This window comes from Streptomyces sp. NPDC012888 (assembly GCF_042900645.1).
Taxonomy (GTDB): domain Bacteria; phylum Actinomycetota; class Actinomycetes; order Streptomycetales; family Streptomycetaceae; genus Streptomyces.
In genome coordinates this window covers 214,199-231,232 of the sequence record NZ_JBIBBM010000009.1, presented here as the reverse complement: position 1 = coordinate 231,232, position 17,034 = coordinate 214,199, and the positions used below count along the sequence as shown (strand labels likewise).

Sequence of the window (17,034 nt, the reverse complement as noted above, 5' to 3'; positions counted from 1 at the left end):
GGGGGGCCGTGGGGGCGGGGGCGACGCGGGGGGGGCGTAACTTGGGGCGCGCGTATCGCGGGGGGGGGGCCGGGGGGGGCCCCGGGGGGGCGCGGGGGGGGGGGGCCCCCCCCCCCCCCCGGGGGGGGGGCCCCCGCCGCTTCGTCAGACGGCCGGCCAGGTGCGGGTGCGCAGCGGCAGGCCTGAGATGCCGCCGGGCTCGGCGCGGACCGCCAGGACCTGGTTGACGCCCAGGCCGCCGCGTTCGAAGCCGAGGGCGGAGGCGGCCATGTACAGCTGCCAGACCCTGGCGCGTCCCGGGGAGGTCAGGCGGACGGCCTCGTCCCAGGAGGCCTCCAGCCGCTGCACCCAGGCGCGCAGGGTCAACGCGTAGTGCTCGCGCAGCGATTCGACGTCGCGGACCTCGAAGCCGGCCCGCTCCAGCTCGGAGACGGTGCTGCCCAGCGGGGACAGCTCGCCGTCGGGGAACACGTACGCGTCGATGAACTCGTCCACCCGGTAGGCCGATTCGTCCGGCTCGGGGCGGCGGGCGATCTGGTGGTTGAGGAGCCGGCCGCCCGGCCGCAGCAGTGCGTACAGGTCCGCCGCGTAGTCCCGGTAGCGCGCCGATCCGACGTGCTCGGCCATGCCGATGGAGGAAATGGCGTCGTAGGGACCGTCCTTGACGTCCCGGTAGTCCTGGACGCGGATCTCCACGCGGTCCGCCAGGCCCTCGTCGGCTACCCGCTTGCGGGCGTACGCGGCCTGCTCGCGGGAGAGGGTGATGCCGGTGACCCGCACCCCGTACTCGCGGGCCGCGTGCAGGGCCATGGAGCCCCAGCCGCAGCCGACGTCGAGGAGCCGGTCGCCCTCCTCCAGGGCCAGCTTGCGGCAGACCAGGTCCAGCTTGTCGTGCTGGGCCTGCTCGAGGGTGCCGTCCGGGCTCCAGTAGGCGCAGGAGTAGACCATGGACGGGCCGAGGACCAGTTCGTAGAACTCGTTGCCCACGTCGTAGTGGTGGCTGATGGCGGCGCGGTCGCGGACCTTGGTGTGCAGCGGGCCCGAGCGGCGGGGCGCCTCCTCGGCCGGCGGTGCGGGGGCCGGCCACGGCCCGGCGAGCCGGAACAGCTCCCGTACGGCGGCGCGCCCGGCCGGGTCGCGGAGTAACGCGGTGCGTCCGGTCCCGGGGGCTCCGTCGGGCGCCTCGGAGGCGGACGGGCGGTCCCAGAGGATGCCCGACAGCAGGCCGAGTGTCTCGTACAGGTCTCCGTCGACCGTCAGGTCGCCCGCGACCCAGGCCCGGGCCAGGCCCAGCTCGCCGGGCTTCCACAGGATCCGCCGCAGGGCGCGGCGGTGGGTGAGGACGAGCGCGGGGGCGCCGTGTGGTCCCGCCTCGCTGCCGTCCCAGGCGCGGATCCGCACGGGCAGCGGGGCACCCAGTATGGTCTCGGCTATGGCGGTCAGCCGCGGCGCGGCGTGGTTCATGGGGAACGCTCCTTCCGAAGGTCGACACCACGGACTACCCACCGCCGACCCCGGATACGCCGAAGGGGCCGCCCGCACCACGGATGGCAGGCGACCCCTTCGGGCTGTGCGTTGTTCGGGCGCACGGCCCGGGCGTCAGGACGCCTTGGCCTTCTCGGCCGGGGCCTGGGCCGCGGCGGGCGCCGGGGCCGGCTTGGCGGCCTCGTAGAACTCCTCGCGCGGGCTCTCCAGCGCGCCGAGGGAGACGACCTCGCGCTTGAGGAACATGCCGAGGGTCCAGTCGGCGAAGACGCGGATCTTGCGGTTCCAGGTCGGCATGGCCATGCCGTGGTAGCCACGGTGCATGTACCAGGCGAGACGGCCCTTGAGCTTGATCTTCATCTTGCCCATGACGATCATCGCCACGCCCTTGTGGACGCCGAGGCCCGCGACCGCACCCTTGTTGGAGTGCTCGTACTCCTTCTGCGGGAAGCCCCGCATGCCGGAGACCACGTTGTCGCCGAGGACCTTGGCCTGGCGCAGCGCGTGCTGGGCGTTCGGCGGGCACCAGGCGTTCTCCACGCCGGCCTTGCGGGCGGCCACGTCCGGGACCTGGGCGTTGTCGCCCGCGGCCCAGATGTAGTCGGTGCCCTGGACCTGGAGGGTCGGGGCGGTGTCGACGTGACCGCGGGGGCCGAGCGGCAGGCCGTAGCGGGCCAGGGCCGGGTTCGGCTTGACGCCGGCGGTCCACACGATCGTGTTGGAGTCGACCTCCAGGCCGTTCTTCAGCACGACGTGGCCGTCGACGCAGGAGTCCATCGAGGTGTTGAGGTAGATCTCGATGCCCCGGGACTCCAGGTGCTCCTTGCCCCAGGTGCCGAGCTTGGGCCCGACCTCGGGGAGGATCTTGTCGGCCGCGTCCACCAGGATGAAGCGCATGTCCTCGCGCTTGATCGTGGTGTAGTACTTCGCGGCGTCACGGGCCATGTCCTCGACCTCGCCGATGGTCTCCGCGCCGGCGAAGCCGCCGCCCACGAAGACGAAGGTGAGGGCCTTGCGGCGGACGTTCTCGTCCGTCGTGGACTCCGCCTTGTCGAGCTGCTCGAGGACGTGGTTGCGCAGGCCGATGCCCTCCTCGACGCCCTTCATGCCGATGCCCTGCTCGGCGAGGCCGGGGATCGGGAAGGTGCGGGAGATGGCGCCGAGCGCGATCACCAGGTAGTCGAAGGGCAGCTCGTACGCCTCGCCGACGAGCGGCGTGACGACGGCGACCTTGCGGTCCTGGTCGATGCTGGTGACCCGGCCGGTGAGAACCTCCGCCTTGGGCAGCACGCGTCGCAGCGGGACGACGACGTGCCGAGGCGAGATGCTGCCTGCGGCAACTTCGGGGAGGAAGGGCTGGTAGGTCATGTACGACCGGGGGTCGACGACCGTGACGGTCGCCTCGCCGTAGCGCATCTTCTTCATGATGCGCTTGGCCGCGTACAGGCCTACGTACCCACCTCCTACTACGAGGATCCTGGGACGCTCCGTGGTGCTCATGGAACGAGTATCCAGCACCCGTAGGGGGGATGCTCGTGAGGGCCTTCACAAGGTGCCGGGATGCCTCTGCTACACTGCGCGGCCCACGTGACACAGGTCATGGCGCGCAACGGGAACCACGGTGTAACGGGAGTCGTTGTAGACCCGGCCTGAACTGGCCTGCAAGGCCGAAAGTGGACTGGACCACGGCCTTCGTCCTTACCTCCGACACGAAACCCGTGGCGTCCGCTATTCGCACAAGCGCGCGCCCGAGGGGGTTCCGGGGGCTCCGGAAGGGCCCCGCGGGCCCTCCGGAGACCCCCTTCCGAGGCTTTTCCTTGTGAAGAACTTCACGAACTTTCCTCGGGAGATGGCCGCCCCCACCCCCGGAATCCATGGTTCAGCCGGTCGTCAGGCGATCGACCAGGCGATTCCGTCCAGGATGTCGTGCTCGGAGACCACCACTTCACGGGCGCCGATGCGCTCCATCAGGGTCAGCAGGATGAGCGAACCGGCGCCGATCACGTCCACCCGGCCGGGGTGCATGACACCGATCGCCGCGCGCTCCTCGTGGCTGGAGGTCAGCATCCGCTCGGTGATCTCGCGGACCTGCTCGACGGAGATCCGGGCGTGGTGGATCCGCTCGGAGTCGTAGGCGTCCAGTCCCAGCGCGATCCCGGCCACCGTGGTGACCGAACCGGCCAGTCCCACCAGGGTCTTGGCCTCGCCCAGCGGCACCGTCTCCTGGGCGAGGTCGAGGGCGGCCTCGGCGTCCCGGTGCATGGCCGCCACCTCCTCCTCCGACGGCGGATCGCTGATGCCGCCGTCGTGGGCCAGGTGCCGTTCGGTGAGGCGTACGCAGCCGACGTCCACCGAGCGGGCGGCGACGACGTGCTCGTCGCCGAGGACCAGCTCGGTCGAGCCGCCGCCGATGTCGGCCACCAGGAACGGCTTGGCCAGGTGGTCGGTGCCCTTGAGCTCCCTGGTGGCACCGGTGAAGGAGAACTCCGCCTCCTGGTCGCCGGAGATCACCTCGGGCTCGACGCCGAGGATCTCCTTGACGCCCCGCACGAACTCCTCGCGGTTCTCGGCGTCCCGCGAGGCGGAGGTGGCGACGAAGCGGATCCGCTCCGCGCCCAGACCGGCGATGACCGCCGCGTAGTCCCGGCAGGCGGCGAAGGTGCGCTCCAGCGCCTCGGGCGCCAGCCGGCCCGTCCGGTCCACGCCCTGGCCGAGGCGGACCACCGTCATGCGGCGGTCCAGTTCGACCAGATCGCCCGTGGCCGGGTCGCAGTCGGCGACCAGCAGGCGGATGGAGTTCGTGCCGCAGTCGACGGCGGCGACCCGGGTCACGCGTTCCCCTCCACGTCCTCGGACGCCTCGTCACCGCAGACGGTGACGCAGGCTCCCTTGGCCCACCACTCGGGCAGCATGGCCAGTGCCTCGTCACCGAACGGGTTGACGCCCGGGCCGGCCGCTAGCGAGTGGCCGACCAGCACGTGCAGGCACTTCACCCGGTCCGGCATGCCGCCGGCGCTGGGGAAGCCCTGGAGCACCTCGATGGCGTCGCGGCGCCGGATGTAGTCCTCGTGCGCGGCCCGGTAGGCGGCGGCGAGTTCCGGGTCCTCGGCGAGCCGGGCCTGCATCTCCTTCATCACGCCGTTGGCCTCCAGCGTTCCGATCGCGGAGGCGGCGCGCGGGCAGGTCAGGTAGTAGAGGGTCGGGAAGGGCGTGCCGTCGGGGAGGCGGGGGGCCGTCTCGACCACGTCAGGCTGCCCGCAGGGGCAGCGGTGCGCGATGGCGCGCAGCCCGCGCGGGGGGCGGCCGAGCTGCTGCTCGAACGCCTCGATGTCCGCGGCGGTCGGCTCGGTCCGGTCGGTCTGGGGCGGGGGCGTCTGCATGCCTGGAAAGGTCTCTTCGTTCGGTCGGTGGTGTGTCGGTGGCGTGGCACTACTCGGTGTTCGGGCGGTCGGCCTTGTCCACGCCGTCCCAGACGTTCGAGTACCAGGGGCGGTCGGCCGCGCCCTGTTCGGTGCGGCGCCGTTCCTCGGCCTCGGCGTCCGGGTCGGCCATGGTGAAGCCGATCTCCCCGGGCTGCACGAAGTGCAGGTGTCTGCGGGCCTGCTGCCTGACGTAGGCCGGGTCCTGCCAGCGGGCCTTCTCGTCGCGCAGCTCCTCCAGGCGCTGGCGCGCCTCGTCGGCGGCCCGTTGCTGCTCGGTGATCTCCGAGCGCTGGGAGACGTACTGGCGCATGGGATAAGCGAGGGCGACGACCAGCGTACAGAGGACGAGCACCAGCAGGGCGGCCCGTCCGGTGAGCCGGCTGCGGCGCACCTGACGGCGCGACTGGGAGCGGTAGACGTGGGCCGCGGTGCGCTCGCCGAGCTGCCTGAGCCTGGTCGCGGTGGAGAACCGGTCCCGGTTCCCGGCCATGTCGCGCCTCCCCTTCATACGCAGTACGTCCCCGCCCACGGTACGGGACCGCGGGCGGGGACGTAGGGAGGCTCAGGCCGTGATCAGCCCTTGCTGTTTCTACTGGTTCGCAGGGCGGAAACGCGGGAAGGCGGAACGGCCCGCGTACACCGCGGCGTCGTCGAGGATCTCCTCGATGCGCAGCAGCTGGTTGTACTTGGCGACGCGCTCGGAGCGGGCCGGGGCGCCGGTCTTGATCTGGCCGCAGTTGGTGGCGACGGCGAGGTCGGCGATGGTGACGTCCTCGGTCTCGCCGGAGCGGTGCGACATCATGCACTTGAAGCCGTTGCGCTGGGCCAGCTCGACGGCGTCCAGGGTCTCGGTCAGCGAGCCGATCTGGTTGACCTTCACGAGCAGGGCGTTGGCGGTGCCCTCCTCGATGCCGCGGGCCAGGCGCTCCGGGTTGGTGACGAACAGGTCGTCGCCGACGAGCTGGACCTTGGCGCCGAGCTTCTCGGTGATGACCTTCCAGCCGGCCCAGTCGTCCTCGAACAGCGGGTCCTCGATGGAGACCAGCGGGTACGCGGAGACGAGCTCCTCGTAGTACTCGGTCATCTCGGCGGCCGAGCGGGACTGGCCCTCGAACTCGTACTTGCCGTCCTTGTAGAACTCGGACGCGGCGACGTCGAGCGCGAGCGCGATGTCCTTGCCGGGGGCGTAGCCGGCCTGCTTGATGGCCTCGAGGATGAGGTCCAGGGCCTCGCGGTTGGAGCCGAGGTTCGGGGCGAAGCCGCCCTCGTCGCCGAGGCCGGTGGAGAGGCCCTTGTCCTTCAGCACCTTCTTGAGGGTGTGGTAGACCTCGGTGCCCCAGCGCAGCGCCTCGGAGAAGGACTCCGCGCCGATCGGCGCGATCATGAACTCCTGGATGTCCACGTTGGAGTCGGCGTGCGAGCCGCCGTTGAGGATGTTCATCATCGGAACGGGCAGCAGGTGCGCGTTCGGTCCGCCGAGGTAGCGGAAGAGCGGCAGGTCCGAGGCCTCGGAGGCGGCGTGGGCCACGGCCAGGGAGACGCCGAGGATGGCGTTGGCGCCGAGGGAGCCCTTGTTGTCGGTGGCGTCCAGGTCGAACATGGCCTGGTCGATCAGGCGCTGCTCGGTGGCGTCGTAGCCGACCAGCTCGGGGCCGATCTGCTCGATGACGGCCAGGACGGCCTTCTCCACGCCCTTGCCCATGTAGCGGCTGGGGTCCCCGTCGCGGAGCTCAATGGCCTCGAAGGCACCCGTGGAGGCGCCGGAGGGAACTGCAGCACGGCCGGTGCTGCCGTCGTCGAGGCCTACCTCGACCTCGACCGTGGGATTGCCTCGGGAGTCCAGGATTTCCCGGGCTACGACGACGTCGATGGACGGCACGAGCATCTCCTTCTGGGATGTGACGCGAGATGTGCGGTGGCGCTCGGACCGTGGCACGGCCCTGCCGGACTAGAGCCTAACCGGCTTCGGGCGGTCGGCCAGCCGACCGCCCGGGTCCTGGGACGAAAAAGGGCCCGAATACCTGCCTTCCAGGACATACGACCCTTGCGGAGGGGTCCGCGGAGGGGTGCGGACGCACAGCCGCCCGGTGCGTCGGGGACGCACCGGGCGGGTGTGGGTGCCCGGAAGGGGCGGGGTCAGGAGAGGTTCAGCTTCTGGCCCGGGAAGATCAGGTCGGCGTCCGGCACGATGTCCTTGTTCAGGTCGTGCAGCTTCTCCCAGCCACCCTGGATCTGGTGGGCGTCGGCGATGGCACCGAGGGTGTCCCCGGCCTTCACCTCGTAGGACCCGTTGCCCGTCTTGGGGGCGGCCGGCTTGGCGGCGGGCTTCGACGGGGCCGGAGTCTGGGTGCGCTCGGACCGGGTGGTGGTCTCGGTGCGCTTGGTCTCCTTCTTGGACTCCGTCTTCCGGGTCTCGGTCTTGCCCTTGGAGGAGGACCCGTTCGAGGTGCCGGTGGAGCCGCCGCCGTTGTACGCGGCGTTGGTCAGGCCCTTGCCGCAGTGCGGCCAGGCGCCCTTGCCCTGGCCCTTGAGGACCTTCTCGGCGATGGCTATCTGCTGCGCCTTGCTGGCCTGGTTGGCCTGCGGGGCGTAGGACTTGCCGCCGAACGCGGCCCAGGTGGACGCGGAGAACTGGAGGCCGCCGTAGTAGCCGTTGCCGGTGTTGATGGACCAGTTGCCGCCGGACTCGCACTGGGCGACGGCGTCCCACTGCGAGGCCGTGGCGGCGTTGGCGGTGCCCGCGGCCATCAGCGGGGCGGCCGCGGCGGCGCCGACGACACCGGCGAGCGCGACGACGCGGGTGGCCTTGGAGGCGCGGCGGTGCTTGCCCTTGCCGGAAAGCAGCATGGAACTTCTCCTCACCGACGCCTGCGAGGTGAGCTGTCGGGTTCGGGCGAGTGAGTTGCCCGGTCACGCGTCCTAGCGCGTGGCTTAACCCCTAGCCGGTCGGTGACCGCCGGTCAGACGGCCGCCTTCCGGCGGAAACCTTGGTTCCCCCGCTCCTGCCTTCGGCGCTCGAAGCGACGACTGTTCCCTCCGTCCGCCGGCAGGATTCGGCGATGCGGTCGAAGGAGCCCACGGTGGCGGGCGATTCAGAAGGTAGACAGGTCCCGCCCGGATCTTCAACGTGCGTTTCGAGCGCGAAACGGCCCCTACTTGCGCTCCCCGGAGGGGTGTTTGCGCAGGTGAGGGGCCGGTTCCCGGAAGGTCACAGGTAGGACACGCCAGTTGGGCGGAAGAGACGCATGTCTCACTTACACGAAGCGGACATTAAGCGCTTTCCGGGGCACTGAACTCGCCCTATTCGTGGGTTACATCCAGATTCTGACCCGGCTTGATGAGGTCGGCGTCGCCACCGATGACCTGCTCGTTGGCCTTGTACAGGGCGCTCCAGCCGCCCTTGACCCCCTGCTGGTCCGCGATGCTCGACAGGTTGTCGCCCGGCTGGACCGTGTACTTCGACTCCGAAGTGGCGTCGGGGGCGGTCGGGGACTCCACCGCGGGCGCCCCGCGGTGCTTCCCGGTGCCCGACCCGGCGCCGGGGGCGGTGGGCTCCGTGGTGCCGCCGGGGGCGGTGGGCGCCGTGGGGTCGGCGGGGCCGATGGGTGCGGTGGGGTCAGCGGGGTTGCCGGGGGCGGAAGGTGACGTGGGATCGGTCGGTATGACCGGAGTGCCCGGCCCACCCGGAAGGCCCGGAGTGCCGGGTGTGGTCGGGTTGGTGGGAATGCCCGGGATGCCCGGGGCGTCCGTCACGGGCGGCGCGACCGGAGCGGTCGGGTCAGTCGGCGCGGTCGGCGTGGTGGGAGCCGTCGGCGTGGTCGGCGCCGTGGGCACCGTGGGCGCGGTCGGCGTCGTCGGCGCGGTCGGCGTCGTCGGTACGGTCGGCGCCGGCGTGACCGGGGCCGTCGGCCCGCTGGACGCCGGGGGCAGCGGTGCGGGCATGGTGCCGGGGGCGAACACCCCGCCGGGCGTGGCCGGGAGGTGGGTGTCCGGCCGGGCGAAGGTCTCCTCCGGGCGCTCCGGGGCCTTGGCGTCGGCCTCCGGCGCGCCCGGGTCCACCCCGGCGGACGGCCCGTTCAGGGTGAGCCCGGCGGACACGCCGCACTGGCCCCAGGCCGACGGGCCCTCGGCGGCCAGCACCCGTTCGGCCACGGTGATCTGCTGCGAGCGGCTGGCGAGGTCGGCGCGCGGGGCGTAGTCGAGCCCGCCGGCGTCCTTCCACTGCTCCTGGGTGAACTGGAGGCCGCCGTAAGCGCCGTTGCCGGTGTCGGCACTCCAACTGCCGCCGCTCTCGCACTCGGCGACCTTGTCCCAGGTACCCGCCTCGGCGGCGTTCGCGCCCGTGGCCGCGAGCAGCGGCAGGGCGAGCGCGGAGCCGGTGACTCCGGCGGTGACCACGATGGCGGGGGCCTGGCGGGGTCTTCTGTGACGGCCGTTCCCGGAACGCATGAGGGTGACCTTTCGCGTGACTGCGGGGAGGTGACGGAACCTAGCGCTCCTCGAACGTCTGTCACAAGTCGATGCAGCGCAGATCACGCGAAGGTCACATTGGCCGGTCAGGGGGCGACTGGTGGACTGACTCCGGGTCAGTGGGTTTGCTGGGTGTGAACCTCACCGGAAGGGTGCGCAGGCCACGCATGATCAGCCCGCCGCGCCAGCGCAGGTCCTCCGGGGGTACGGCCAGGGCCAGATCCGGAATCCGCGTCAGCAAAGTCGCGAGGGCGGTCTGGCCCTCCAGCCGGGCCAGCGGGGCACCCAGGCAGTAGTGGATCCCGTGGCCGTAGCCGAGGTGCTGGTTGTCACTCCGGGAGAGGTCCAGGGTGTCCGGTTCGGCGAACCGGGCGGGGTCGCGGTCGGCGGCGGCGAGGACCACGAGCACCGGGTCGCCGGCAGCGACGTCCTGGCCGCCGAGGGTCAGCGGGCGGGTGGCGAACCGCCAGGTGGCCAGCTCCACCGGGCCGTCGTAGCGGAGCAGTTCCTCCACCCCGGTGGCGAGCAGTCCGGTCTCTCCGGCGGCCAGGGAGGTCTGGAGGCGGGTCCGCTGGTCCGGGTTCATGAAGAGGGAGTGGATGCCGTTCCCGATGAGGTTCACGGTGGTCTCGAACCCGGCGAAGAGGAGGATGAAGGCCATGGCGGCGGCCTCGTTCTCGGTGAGGTGCTCGCCGTGGTCACTGGCCCGGATCAGACCCGAGATCAGGTCGTCGCCCAGGTCGTCCCTCTTGCGGTGGATCAGGTCGACGAGGTAGTTCCGCATCTGCTTCACGGAGCGGGCGACCCCGCCGCGCGGGCCGCCGCCGTGGCGGATCATCATGCCGGCCCAGTCGCGGAAGTCGTCCTGGTCCTCCCGCGGTACGCCGAGCATCTCGCAGATGGCGTAGATGGGGAGCGGGAACGCGAACTCGTGGATGAGGTCCGCCTCCCCCCGGCCGGCGAAGCCGTCGATCAGGTGGTCGGTGAGCTGCTGCACCCTCGGGGTGAACTCGGCGACCCGGCGCGGGGTGAACGCCTTCGACACCAGCCGGCGCAGCCGCGTGTGGTCCGGCGGGTCGATGTTGAGCAGGTGGGTCATCAGCTCGGCCTTGCGCTCGCCCGGGATCCCGGTCTTGCCCTTGGCGTGGGCCGGTTCGGCGTGGTGCGCCGGGTTCTTGCTCAGCCGCTGGTCGGCGAGGGCCTGCCGGGCGTCGGCGTAGCGGGTCACGAGCCATGCCTCCACCCCGCTGGGCAGCCGCGTGCGGTGCACCGGGGAGTGCTCGCGCAGCCAGGCGTACGCCGGGTAGGGGTCGGTCGCGAACTCCCAGTCGAAGAGAGTCGGCGCGGCGGGCGGGGTCGGGGCGCCGGGGGCGGTCGCGGGGTCCTCATGCACGGTCCGACCGTATCCCGGCGATCATCCCCCACCCCTTATGAGTGGTTCGCCGCGGCTGTCCGCAGATCGGACGGAGCTTGACCTCTGCCCCGCCGGTGTTCCTACTTTCCGTTCCGTGGACGTGAGGATCTTGAAGAGCAGTTTCGCGGTGGTGGAGAGACGGGCCGAGCACGCGGTCAAGTTCTTCTACTCCCACCTCTTCTGGCACGACCCGGCGCTCCGCGAGCTCTTCCCCACCTCCCACGAGGACATGGAACGACAGCGCGACCGGCTGTTCGCCGCCCTCACCCACGTGATCGCCCACCTGGAGGACGAGTCCGTCCTCCCCTACCTGCGGGACCTCGGGCGGGACCACCGCAAGTTCCTGGCCACGCCCGGGCAATACGCGGCGGTCGGCGCCAGCCTCCTCGCCGCCCTCGCCGAGGCCTCGGGCGAAGCGTGGACGCCCGCCGTGGAGAAGGCCTGGTCGGAGGCGTACCAGTGGATCGCCGACACCATGCAGGCGGGCGCGGCGCAGAGCGACCACCCGCCCTGGTGGGACGCGGAGATCGTCCGCCACCTCCAGTACGGGGAGGACATAGGGGTGCTCACCCTCCGGCCGCACGCCCCGCTCCCCCACCTCGCCGGCCAGTACGTCAGCGTGAGCAGCGAGCGGGTGCCGAGGACCTGGCGCACGTACTCCATAGGCAACGCCCCGCGCGCCGACCACACCCTGGACCTGCACGTCAGCCGGATCGACACGGGACGGCTGAGCACCGCCCTGGTCCGCGACGTCCAGCCCGGCGAGATCCTGCGGCTGGGTGCGGCGGGCGGGCGGATGACCCTGCGCCGGGACGGCCGCCCGATCAGCTTCGTCGCGGCCGGCACCGGCTGGGCGCCCGTGCTGGCGATGCTGGAGGAGCTGACCGGGCGTCCCCCCGACCAGGGCGTACGGCTGTTCGTCGCCGCCCGCGACCAGGCCCACCTCTACGACCGGCCGCTGATCGACGAGTACGCGGCGCGCTACCCCTGGCTGGCCGTCACCTACATCACGCCGGCCCCGGGCCGGCCCCGGGACGAGGCCACCGACCGGCTCGCCACCGCGCTCAGCGTCCGCGGCATGTGGCACGAGCAGGACGTGTACCTGAGCGGCCCTGCGATGTTCATCGCCGCGACCGCCCGGCTCGTGGAGGAGCTGGGCACCCCGCCCGACCGGATCTTCCACGACGCCGTGCCCGCCTCCGGCCGGGAGGAGGGCCGGCCCCTGGGCTTCGGCGAGTGGTTCCTGGGCCGCCCCGACCCGCACTGGCACGACCCCGCCGGCCGCGCACCGCGCCCGTAGCGGGATTCCGCCGCGCCGCGGTCTAGCCGGCGACGCCCTCGGCGGCGCGGATGGCGTCCCGGTAGGTGCGGGCCGCCGCGCGGAGCGCCGTCTCCGGGTCCACTCCCGCCGCCTCGGCGCGTGCGGCGAGCGCCAGCAGCTCGTACCCGATGCCCTCGCCCTCGGGCAGTGCCACGGCCACACCGCCCGCGCGGGCGCGGCCGGCGAGCTTCGCGGCCAGGGCGAGGCCCGGCTGGCCCAGCGGGATCCCGTCGGTGACCGACTCCCGCTGCTTCTCCTCGTCCTTGGTCCGCTGCCAGTGCTCGCGGACGTCCTCGGGGGTCTCGGCCTCGGCGTCGCCGAACACGTGCGGGTGGCGGTGGACCAGCTTCTCCACCAGGGCGCCGGCCACGTCGTCGACGGAGAACGGCTCCTCCTCGTCCTCCTCGGCGATCCGCGCGTGGAAGACCACCTGGAGCAGGACGTCGCCGAGTTCCTCCAGGAGCTCCGCGCGGTCGCCCGTCTCGATCGCCTCGACCAGCTCGTAGGCCTCCTCGATGGCGTACTTCGCGAGGCCCTCGTGGGTCTTGCGGGAGGTCCACGGGCACTCGCGGCGGACACGGTCCATGACCTGCACCAGGTCGAGCAGCCGGGCACCGGGCAGGTCGTACGAGCCGGGCAGCAGTTCCAGGTCCGGCATGGCGTACCGGCCGGAGCCGGCGAGCCGGGCCAGCCCGTCGGTCAGCCGCCGGTCGCCCTCACCGGTGGGCAGGACCACCACGGTGCGGCCGCCGGCGCACTCCTCGACCAGGGCGTGCGCGTCCGGGGCCTGGCGCACCACCTCGATCCCGGCCTCCCGCAGGTAGGGCAGCTGCGGGTGGTCCGGATCGGCGCACAGCACCTGGTCGGCTTCCCGCAGGACCTGCCAGGCCGACCAGGACAGCAGACCGGGGGCGACCCGGTGGCTGGTGGTCAGCAGCACGATGCGGCCGGTGGACTCCGCGGTGGCGGAGGGGCCGGCGGCGGGGGCGGAGTCCGGGGCGTGGTCGGTGCGGTCGGAGCGGTCGGTGTGCTCGGGGCGGTCGGTGTGCTCGGTCACCCCTCGAACCTACCCCTTCGGGGTCAGGCTCCGGCCGGGGCCTGCTCGGTGCGGGTGCGCTGGGTGATCCACGGGGTCTTGCCGTCCCCGACGGTGATCTGCTGGACGTCCCAGGAGCCGTAGCGGGGGTTCACCTCGATGTCGAGCTTCCGGGCGGCCGCGGCGAGCGGCTCCAGGACCTTCTCCTCGCCGAAGCGCTCGGAGAGCTTCGCGAAGAGCAGCTGGAAGCGGATCTCCTCGTCGAGCTGGCCGGGTGCGAGCGGCACCCGCTGCGCCAGCAGCAGTTCCTCCAGCTGCCGCTCGCCGCCGCTCTGCTCCAGCTGGCCCTTGCGGACGTCCTCGATCTCCTTGGGGGAGACGGTGATCCCGGCGTCCTCCGCGGCCCTCTCCAGCACCCGCAGCTGGATCATCTTGCTCAGCTTGACGCGTTCCAGCCTGCCGGAGTTGGCCACCAGCTGGGCGGCGTTGTCGGAGCGGCCCTGCGCTTCGCGCACGTCGTTCACCCGGGCCTGGAGCGCGGAGGTGGTGATGCGTTCGCCGCCGACGACGGCCGCGGTGCCGGGGCGCGTCTCGCCCGAGCAGGCGGAGAGCAGCGGTGCCGCGACGAGCAGGGCGGCGGAGACGGAGAGCGCAGTGCGACGGTGCAAAGGAGCCTCCAGGGCCGGGAGATTGTGCTTCGGTGCACAAGTCCGTGCGGTGATCGATGGTATGAGGTCAGAGTGGCGGCGGCCACCGGTTCGACCAACGATTCCCGCGCCGCCGGGGTGCGTGTTCACCCGGAGGACATCCCCGCGTCGTCCCGTGCTGCCAGGGTCGCGCCCACCATGGCCACACCGCTCCGTTCCGCGCGTCCCGCCCTCCGGCCCGCCGCGCGCAGCGCCCCGCGTCCCGCCGCGCACCGCCGCGCCTCGCTGTCCGGATCGGCGCTGGCCGCGCTGGTCGCCGCGGTGGCGGTGTGCGCCGGTGACGCGGTCGCGCGGGTCTTCCCGTACGGGGGCCGGCACCGCAGCGTCAACGATCTCGGCAACCAGTTCGTGCCCTTCCACGCGCACCTGTGGGACCTGCTCCACGGGCGGGCGGCGGGCGGGGTGCTGTTCAACTGGCAGTCCGGGTACGGCACGAGTTTCCTGCCGGACCTCGGGACCTACCTCGGCAGCCCGTTCTCGGTGCTGGTGGCGCTGTTCCCGCGGGAGGAGATCGACCTGGCGGTGTACGTGGTCACCGTGCTGCGGATCGCGGCGGCCGCGGCGGCGATGGCCTGGCTGCTGCGGACGGTGCGGCGCGGCCCGTGGTGGGCGGCCGGCCTGCTGGGGGCCTCGTACGCGCTGTGCGGCTGGTCGGTGATCGAGGCCTCGTACAACCCGATGTGGCTGGACGGGCTGATCGCCCTCCCGATGCTCTGCCTCACCGGGGAGTGGGCGCTGCGCGGCCGCCGGCCGGTGCTCGCGCCGCTGGTCGTCGCCGTGTGCTGGATGGCGAACTTCTACACCGCGTACATGGCGACGCTGGGCGCCGGGCTGGTCCTGCTGGTACGGGTGGTGCTGACGCGCCCGGAGTGGCGGGACCGGGTCCGGGTGCCGCTGCGGGCCGCCGGCCGCACCCTGCTCGGTGTCGCGCTGGCCGGGCCGGTGCTGCTGCCGGTGTTCCTGGGGTCCCGGCACGCCTACCCGGGGCTGGTGCGGGAGTTCGAACCGGTGGGCGCCGCCGATCTGCTGGCCCGGCTGCTCCCGGCCACGTACAGCTTCTCCTCGCCGGCGCTGTTCGTGGGCACCGGCACGCTGCTGCTCGCGGCCGCGCTGCCCTTCCACCGGGCGGTGCCGGCGCGTGCCCGGCTGTGGTGGACGGGGCTGGTCCTGGCCGTGCTGCTGTCGTTCCAGTGGACGCCGACCCATCTGGCCTGGCACGTGTTCGCGACGCCGAACGGCAGCCCGTACCGGCAGACCTTCGTGCTGGCCGGGGTGCTGGTGATCGCCGCCTGGACCGCGGTGGCGGCCGGGCGGCCGGGGCCGCGGGCGCTGGCCGCGGGGGCGGGGGTGCTGGCGGTGGCGGGGCTCGGCGCGGCCGGCAGCGCCCTGCCGACGGCCTGGTCGTACGGGCTGTTCCTGGGTGGGCTGGCGGTGGCCGGTACGGCCTGGGCGCTGCCGCACCACCGGCGCGGGGCCGCGGCCTGGGCGGCCGGGCTGCTCGCCCTGGTCCTGGCGGGGCAGGCGGCGGCCACCACGGCCTGGGGGCACCAGGGGAAGCTGGGCGGGCTGGACGACTACCCGTCGTGGGGGCCGGAGCACACCGCGCGGGCCCGTGCGCTGGCCGCGGCCGGCGGCTGGCCCGCGTACCGGACGGACCCGAGCCGGCCGGCGCTGTCCGGCAACGACCCGATGCTGCTGGGCGGGGAAGGCGGCGCGTACTACAGCAGCCACACCCCGGACGTGTTCACCCGGACCATGGTGGCGCTGGGCGCCGGGTGGACCTCGCGGGGCCGGAACGTGCAGAGCATCGACAACCCGGTGACCGACGCCCTGTTCGCGGTCGGCGCCCGGCTCCAGCCCGACGGTTCGGTGCTGCGCCGGGACGCCCTGCCGCTGGTCACGCTCCGCCCGTCGGCCGGGGAGCGGCCGGCCTACGGCGACTCCCCGTTCCGCAACCAGGAGCTGCTGCTGGGCGCCCGGGTGTACGAGGCGCCGGTGGCCCCGGGGGTGTGCCGGGCCGGGACGGAGGCGTACCTGTGGGCGCCGGAGTACAACGCCCGGGCGCGGCTGGCCGACGGCCGGTCCTTCCTGCTGCACGGCAACGCGCCGCGCAACCGGGCGGTGCTCCAGCCCCTGGGGGTGTCCCGCGGCCCGGCCTCGGCGCTGCTCCTCGAACGGCCGGCGCCGGCCCGCTGGGCGCTGGAGTGCCTGGACCGCGGCCGCCTGGCCGCGGCGGTCGCCGCGCTCCGGGCCACGGCGGCGGTCTCGGTGACGGTCACCTCGCACGGCGTCCGCGCGGAGCTCCCGCCGGGCAGTGCCGGTACGGCGGTACTGGCCGCGCCGCGCATCGCCGGCTGGACCTGCGGGGGCCGCCCCGCGGGGTCCTACCTGGGGCTGGTGGCCGCCCCCGTGTCCCCCGGCACCCCGGCCCTGTCCTGCGCGTTCCGGCCCCCGGGCCTCCGCGCGGGCCTCGGCCTGGCGGCCGCGTCCGCCCTCACCCTCGCGGCGCTCAGCCTCCGTGATGCCCGGCGATCCCGGCGACGTCCCTCAGCCACTGCCGGTAGGACACCCCGGCCGGAGGCGCGACCTGCCCCCCGAGCCTGATCACCGCCGCGCGCAGCTCGCCCCCGTCCCCGACCAGCGCCAGCAGTTCCACGATCTCCCGCACGAGCGCGGCCCGCCCGGCGGCGTCACTGTCCGCCAGGTAGTCGTCCACCGCCTCGCGGTGCGAGGAGTACTCCAGGTCGAAGTCCTGGTGGAAGTAGGCCCCGAGGAACTGCACGAGCACCGGGAACCGCGCCTCCCACTCCCAGGTCGTCTCCGGGACCTCGGCGGCCGTGCCCCGCGTATCCGCGGCGAACGCCCTCAGGTGGCCGAGCGCCACCTTCAGCGCTTCCTCCACGCTGCGCCCGCCGGTCGGCCGCACCTGGGGCAGCGTATCGACATCAGCGGCGATGCTCTCGGAGAACAGACCCACGGCGAGGAGTTCCTCGATCTCCGCGATCACCTTCTCCACCCGCTCTGGCGTGCGCGTCGCCTGCCGCAGATAGACCCTCAGCCCTTGGCCCGGCTGGTCCTCGGTGTCGTCGAACGTGTACCCGGCATCGGCGTAGGACCTGAGCAGGTCACGCAGTTCGGCGAACCTGTCTTCCGAATACGGCATGGTGGAACCTCCAAGA

Annotated in this window: 14 protein-coding genes and 1 riboswitch; of the genes, 2 read left to right on the top strand and 12 right to left on the bottom strand. The window is 72.8% G+C overall.

Annotation, left to right across the window (positions count from 1 at the left end; translation table 11 throughout):
- Window positions 1-144 precede the first annotated feature (144 nt).
- The 9 genes from ACFY61_RS18315 to ACFY61_RS18275 form a co-directional block, all read right to left on the bottom strand.
- Window positions 145-1,464, bottom strand: coding sequence for a class I SAM-dependent methyltransferase (locus ACFY61_RS18315; protein WP_389473143.1), 1,320 nt, complete (start codon window positions 1,462-1,464; stop codon window positions 145-147).
- A 135-nt stretch (window positions 1,465-1,599) separates the two neighbouring features.
- On the bottom strand, window positions 1,600-2,985 hold the full coding sequence (locus tag ACFY61_RS18310) for an NAD(P)/FAD-dependent oxidoreductase (RefSeq protein ID WP_389473141.1): 1,386 nt from the start codon (window positions 2,983-2,985) through the stop codon (window positions 1,600-1,602).
- A 390-nt stretch (window positions 2,986-3,375) separates the two neighbouring features.
- Window positions 3,376-4,317, bottom strand: a complete 942-nt coding sequence (locus tag ACFY61_RS18305) for an exopolyphosphatase (RefSeq protein ID WP_389473140.1) — start codon at window positions 4,315-4,317, stop codon at window positions 3,376-3,378.
- Window positions 4,314-4,865 (bottom strand): DUF501 domain-containing protein, encoded by a 552-nt coding sequence (locus tag ACFY61_RS18300; protein ID WP_389473139.1) that lies wholly within the window; start codon window positions 4,863-4,865, stop codon window positions 4,314-4,316. Before ACFY61_RS18300 ends, ACFY61_RS18305 begins: the two co-directional genes overlap by 4 nt.
- A gap of 49 nt (window positions 4,866-4,914) precedes the next feature.
- Complete coding sequence (locus tag ACFY61_RS18295) at window positions 4,915-5,397, bottom strand: septum formation initiator family protein (RefSeq protein ID WP_389473138.1); 483 nt, start codon at window positions 5,395-5,397, stop codon at window positions 4,915-4,917.
- A 99-nt stretch (window positions 5,398-5,496) separates the two neighbouring features.
- A complete protein-coding gene (gene eno / locus ACFY61_RS18290) occupies window positions 5,497-6,792 on the bottom strand; it encodes a phosphopyruvate hydratase (RefSeq protein ID WP_389473136.1) in 1,296 nt (431 codons plus the stop codon).
- A gap of 251 nt (window positions 6,793-7,043) precedes the next feature.
- A complete protein-coding gene (locus tag ACFY61_RS18285) occupies window positions 7,044-7,754 on the bottom strand; it encodes a transglycosylase family protein (protein ID WP_389473134.1) in 711 nt (236 codons plus the stop codon).
- 3 nt (window positions 7,755-7,757) lie between these two features.
- A riboswitch (cyclic di-AMP (ydaO/yuaA leader) is annotated at window positions 7,758-7,931 on the bottom strand.
- A 276-nt stretch (window positions 7,932-8,207) separates the two neighbouring features.
- Complete coding sequence (locus ACFY61_RS18280; protein ID WP_389473132.1) at window positions 8,208-9,356, bottom strand: transglycosylase family protein; 1,149 nt, start codon at window positions 9,354-9,356, stop codon at window positions 8,208-8,210.
- Window positions 9,357-9,450: 94 nt separating this feature from the next.
- Complete coding sequence (locus tag ACFY61_RS18275) at window positions 9,451-10,770, bottom strand: cytochrome P450 (RefSeq protein WP_389473130.1); 1,320 nt, start codon at window positions 10,768-10,770, stop codon at window positions 9,451-9,453.
- Window positions 10,771-10,885: 115 nt separating this feature from the next.
- On the opposite strand from ACFY61_RS18275, the gene ACFY61_RS18270 reads away from it, so the two are divergent.
- The gene (locus tag ACFY61_RS18270; protein ID WP_389473128.1) at window positions 10,886-12,091 is read left to right on the top strand and encodes a globin domain-containing protein; all 1,206 of its coding nucleotides are present in this window, start codon (window positions 10,886-10,888) and stop codon (window positions 12,089-12,091) included.
- A gap of 22 nt (window positions 12,092-12,113) precedes the next feature.
- Here the strand turns inward: ACFY61_RS18270 and ACFY61_RS18265 are convergent, their stop codons facing one another.
- Window positions 12,114-13,055, bottom strand: a complete 942-nt coding sequence (locus ACFY61_RS18265) for a nucleoside triphosphate pyrophosphohydrolase (protein WP_389473248.1) — start codon at window positions 13,053-13,055, stop codon at window positions 12,114-12,116.
- Window positions 13,056-13,192: 137 nt separating this feature from the next.
- Entirely contained in the window at window positions 13,193-13,816 is a 624-nt protein-coding gene (locus ACFY61_RS18260) for a SurA N-terminal domain-containing protein (RefSeq protein WP_389473126.1), read from the bottom strand.
- A gap of 177 nt (window positions 13,817-13,993) precedes the next feature.
- Between ACFY61_RS18260 and ACFY61_RS18255 the strand changes: the two genes are divergently transcribed.
- The gene (locus tag ACFY61_RS18255; protein WP_389473125.1) at window positions 13,994-16,459 is read left to right on the top strand and encodes a YfhO family protein; all 2,466 of its coding nucleotides are present in this window, start codon (window positions 13,994-13,996) and stop codon (window positions 16,457-16,459) included.
- Here ACFY61_RS18255 and ACFY61_RS18250 read toward each other — a convergent pair.
- The gene (locus tag ACFY61_RS18250; RefSeq protein WP_389473123.1) at window positions 16,365-17,018 is read right to left on the bottom strand and encodes a contact-dependent growth inhibition system immunity protein; all 654 of its coding nucleotides are present in this window, start codon (window positions 17,016-17,018) and stop codon (window positions 16,365-16,367) included. The two genes, ACFY61_RS18255 and ACFY61_RS18250, sit on opposite strands and share 95 nt — an antisense overlap.
- Between the last annotated feature and the right edge of the window lie 16 nt (window positions 17,019-17,034).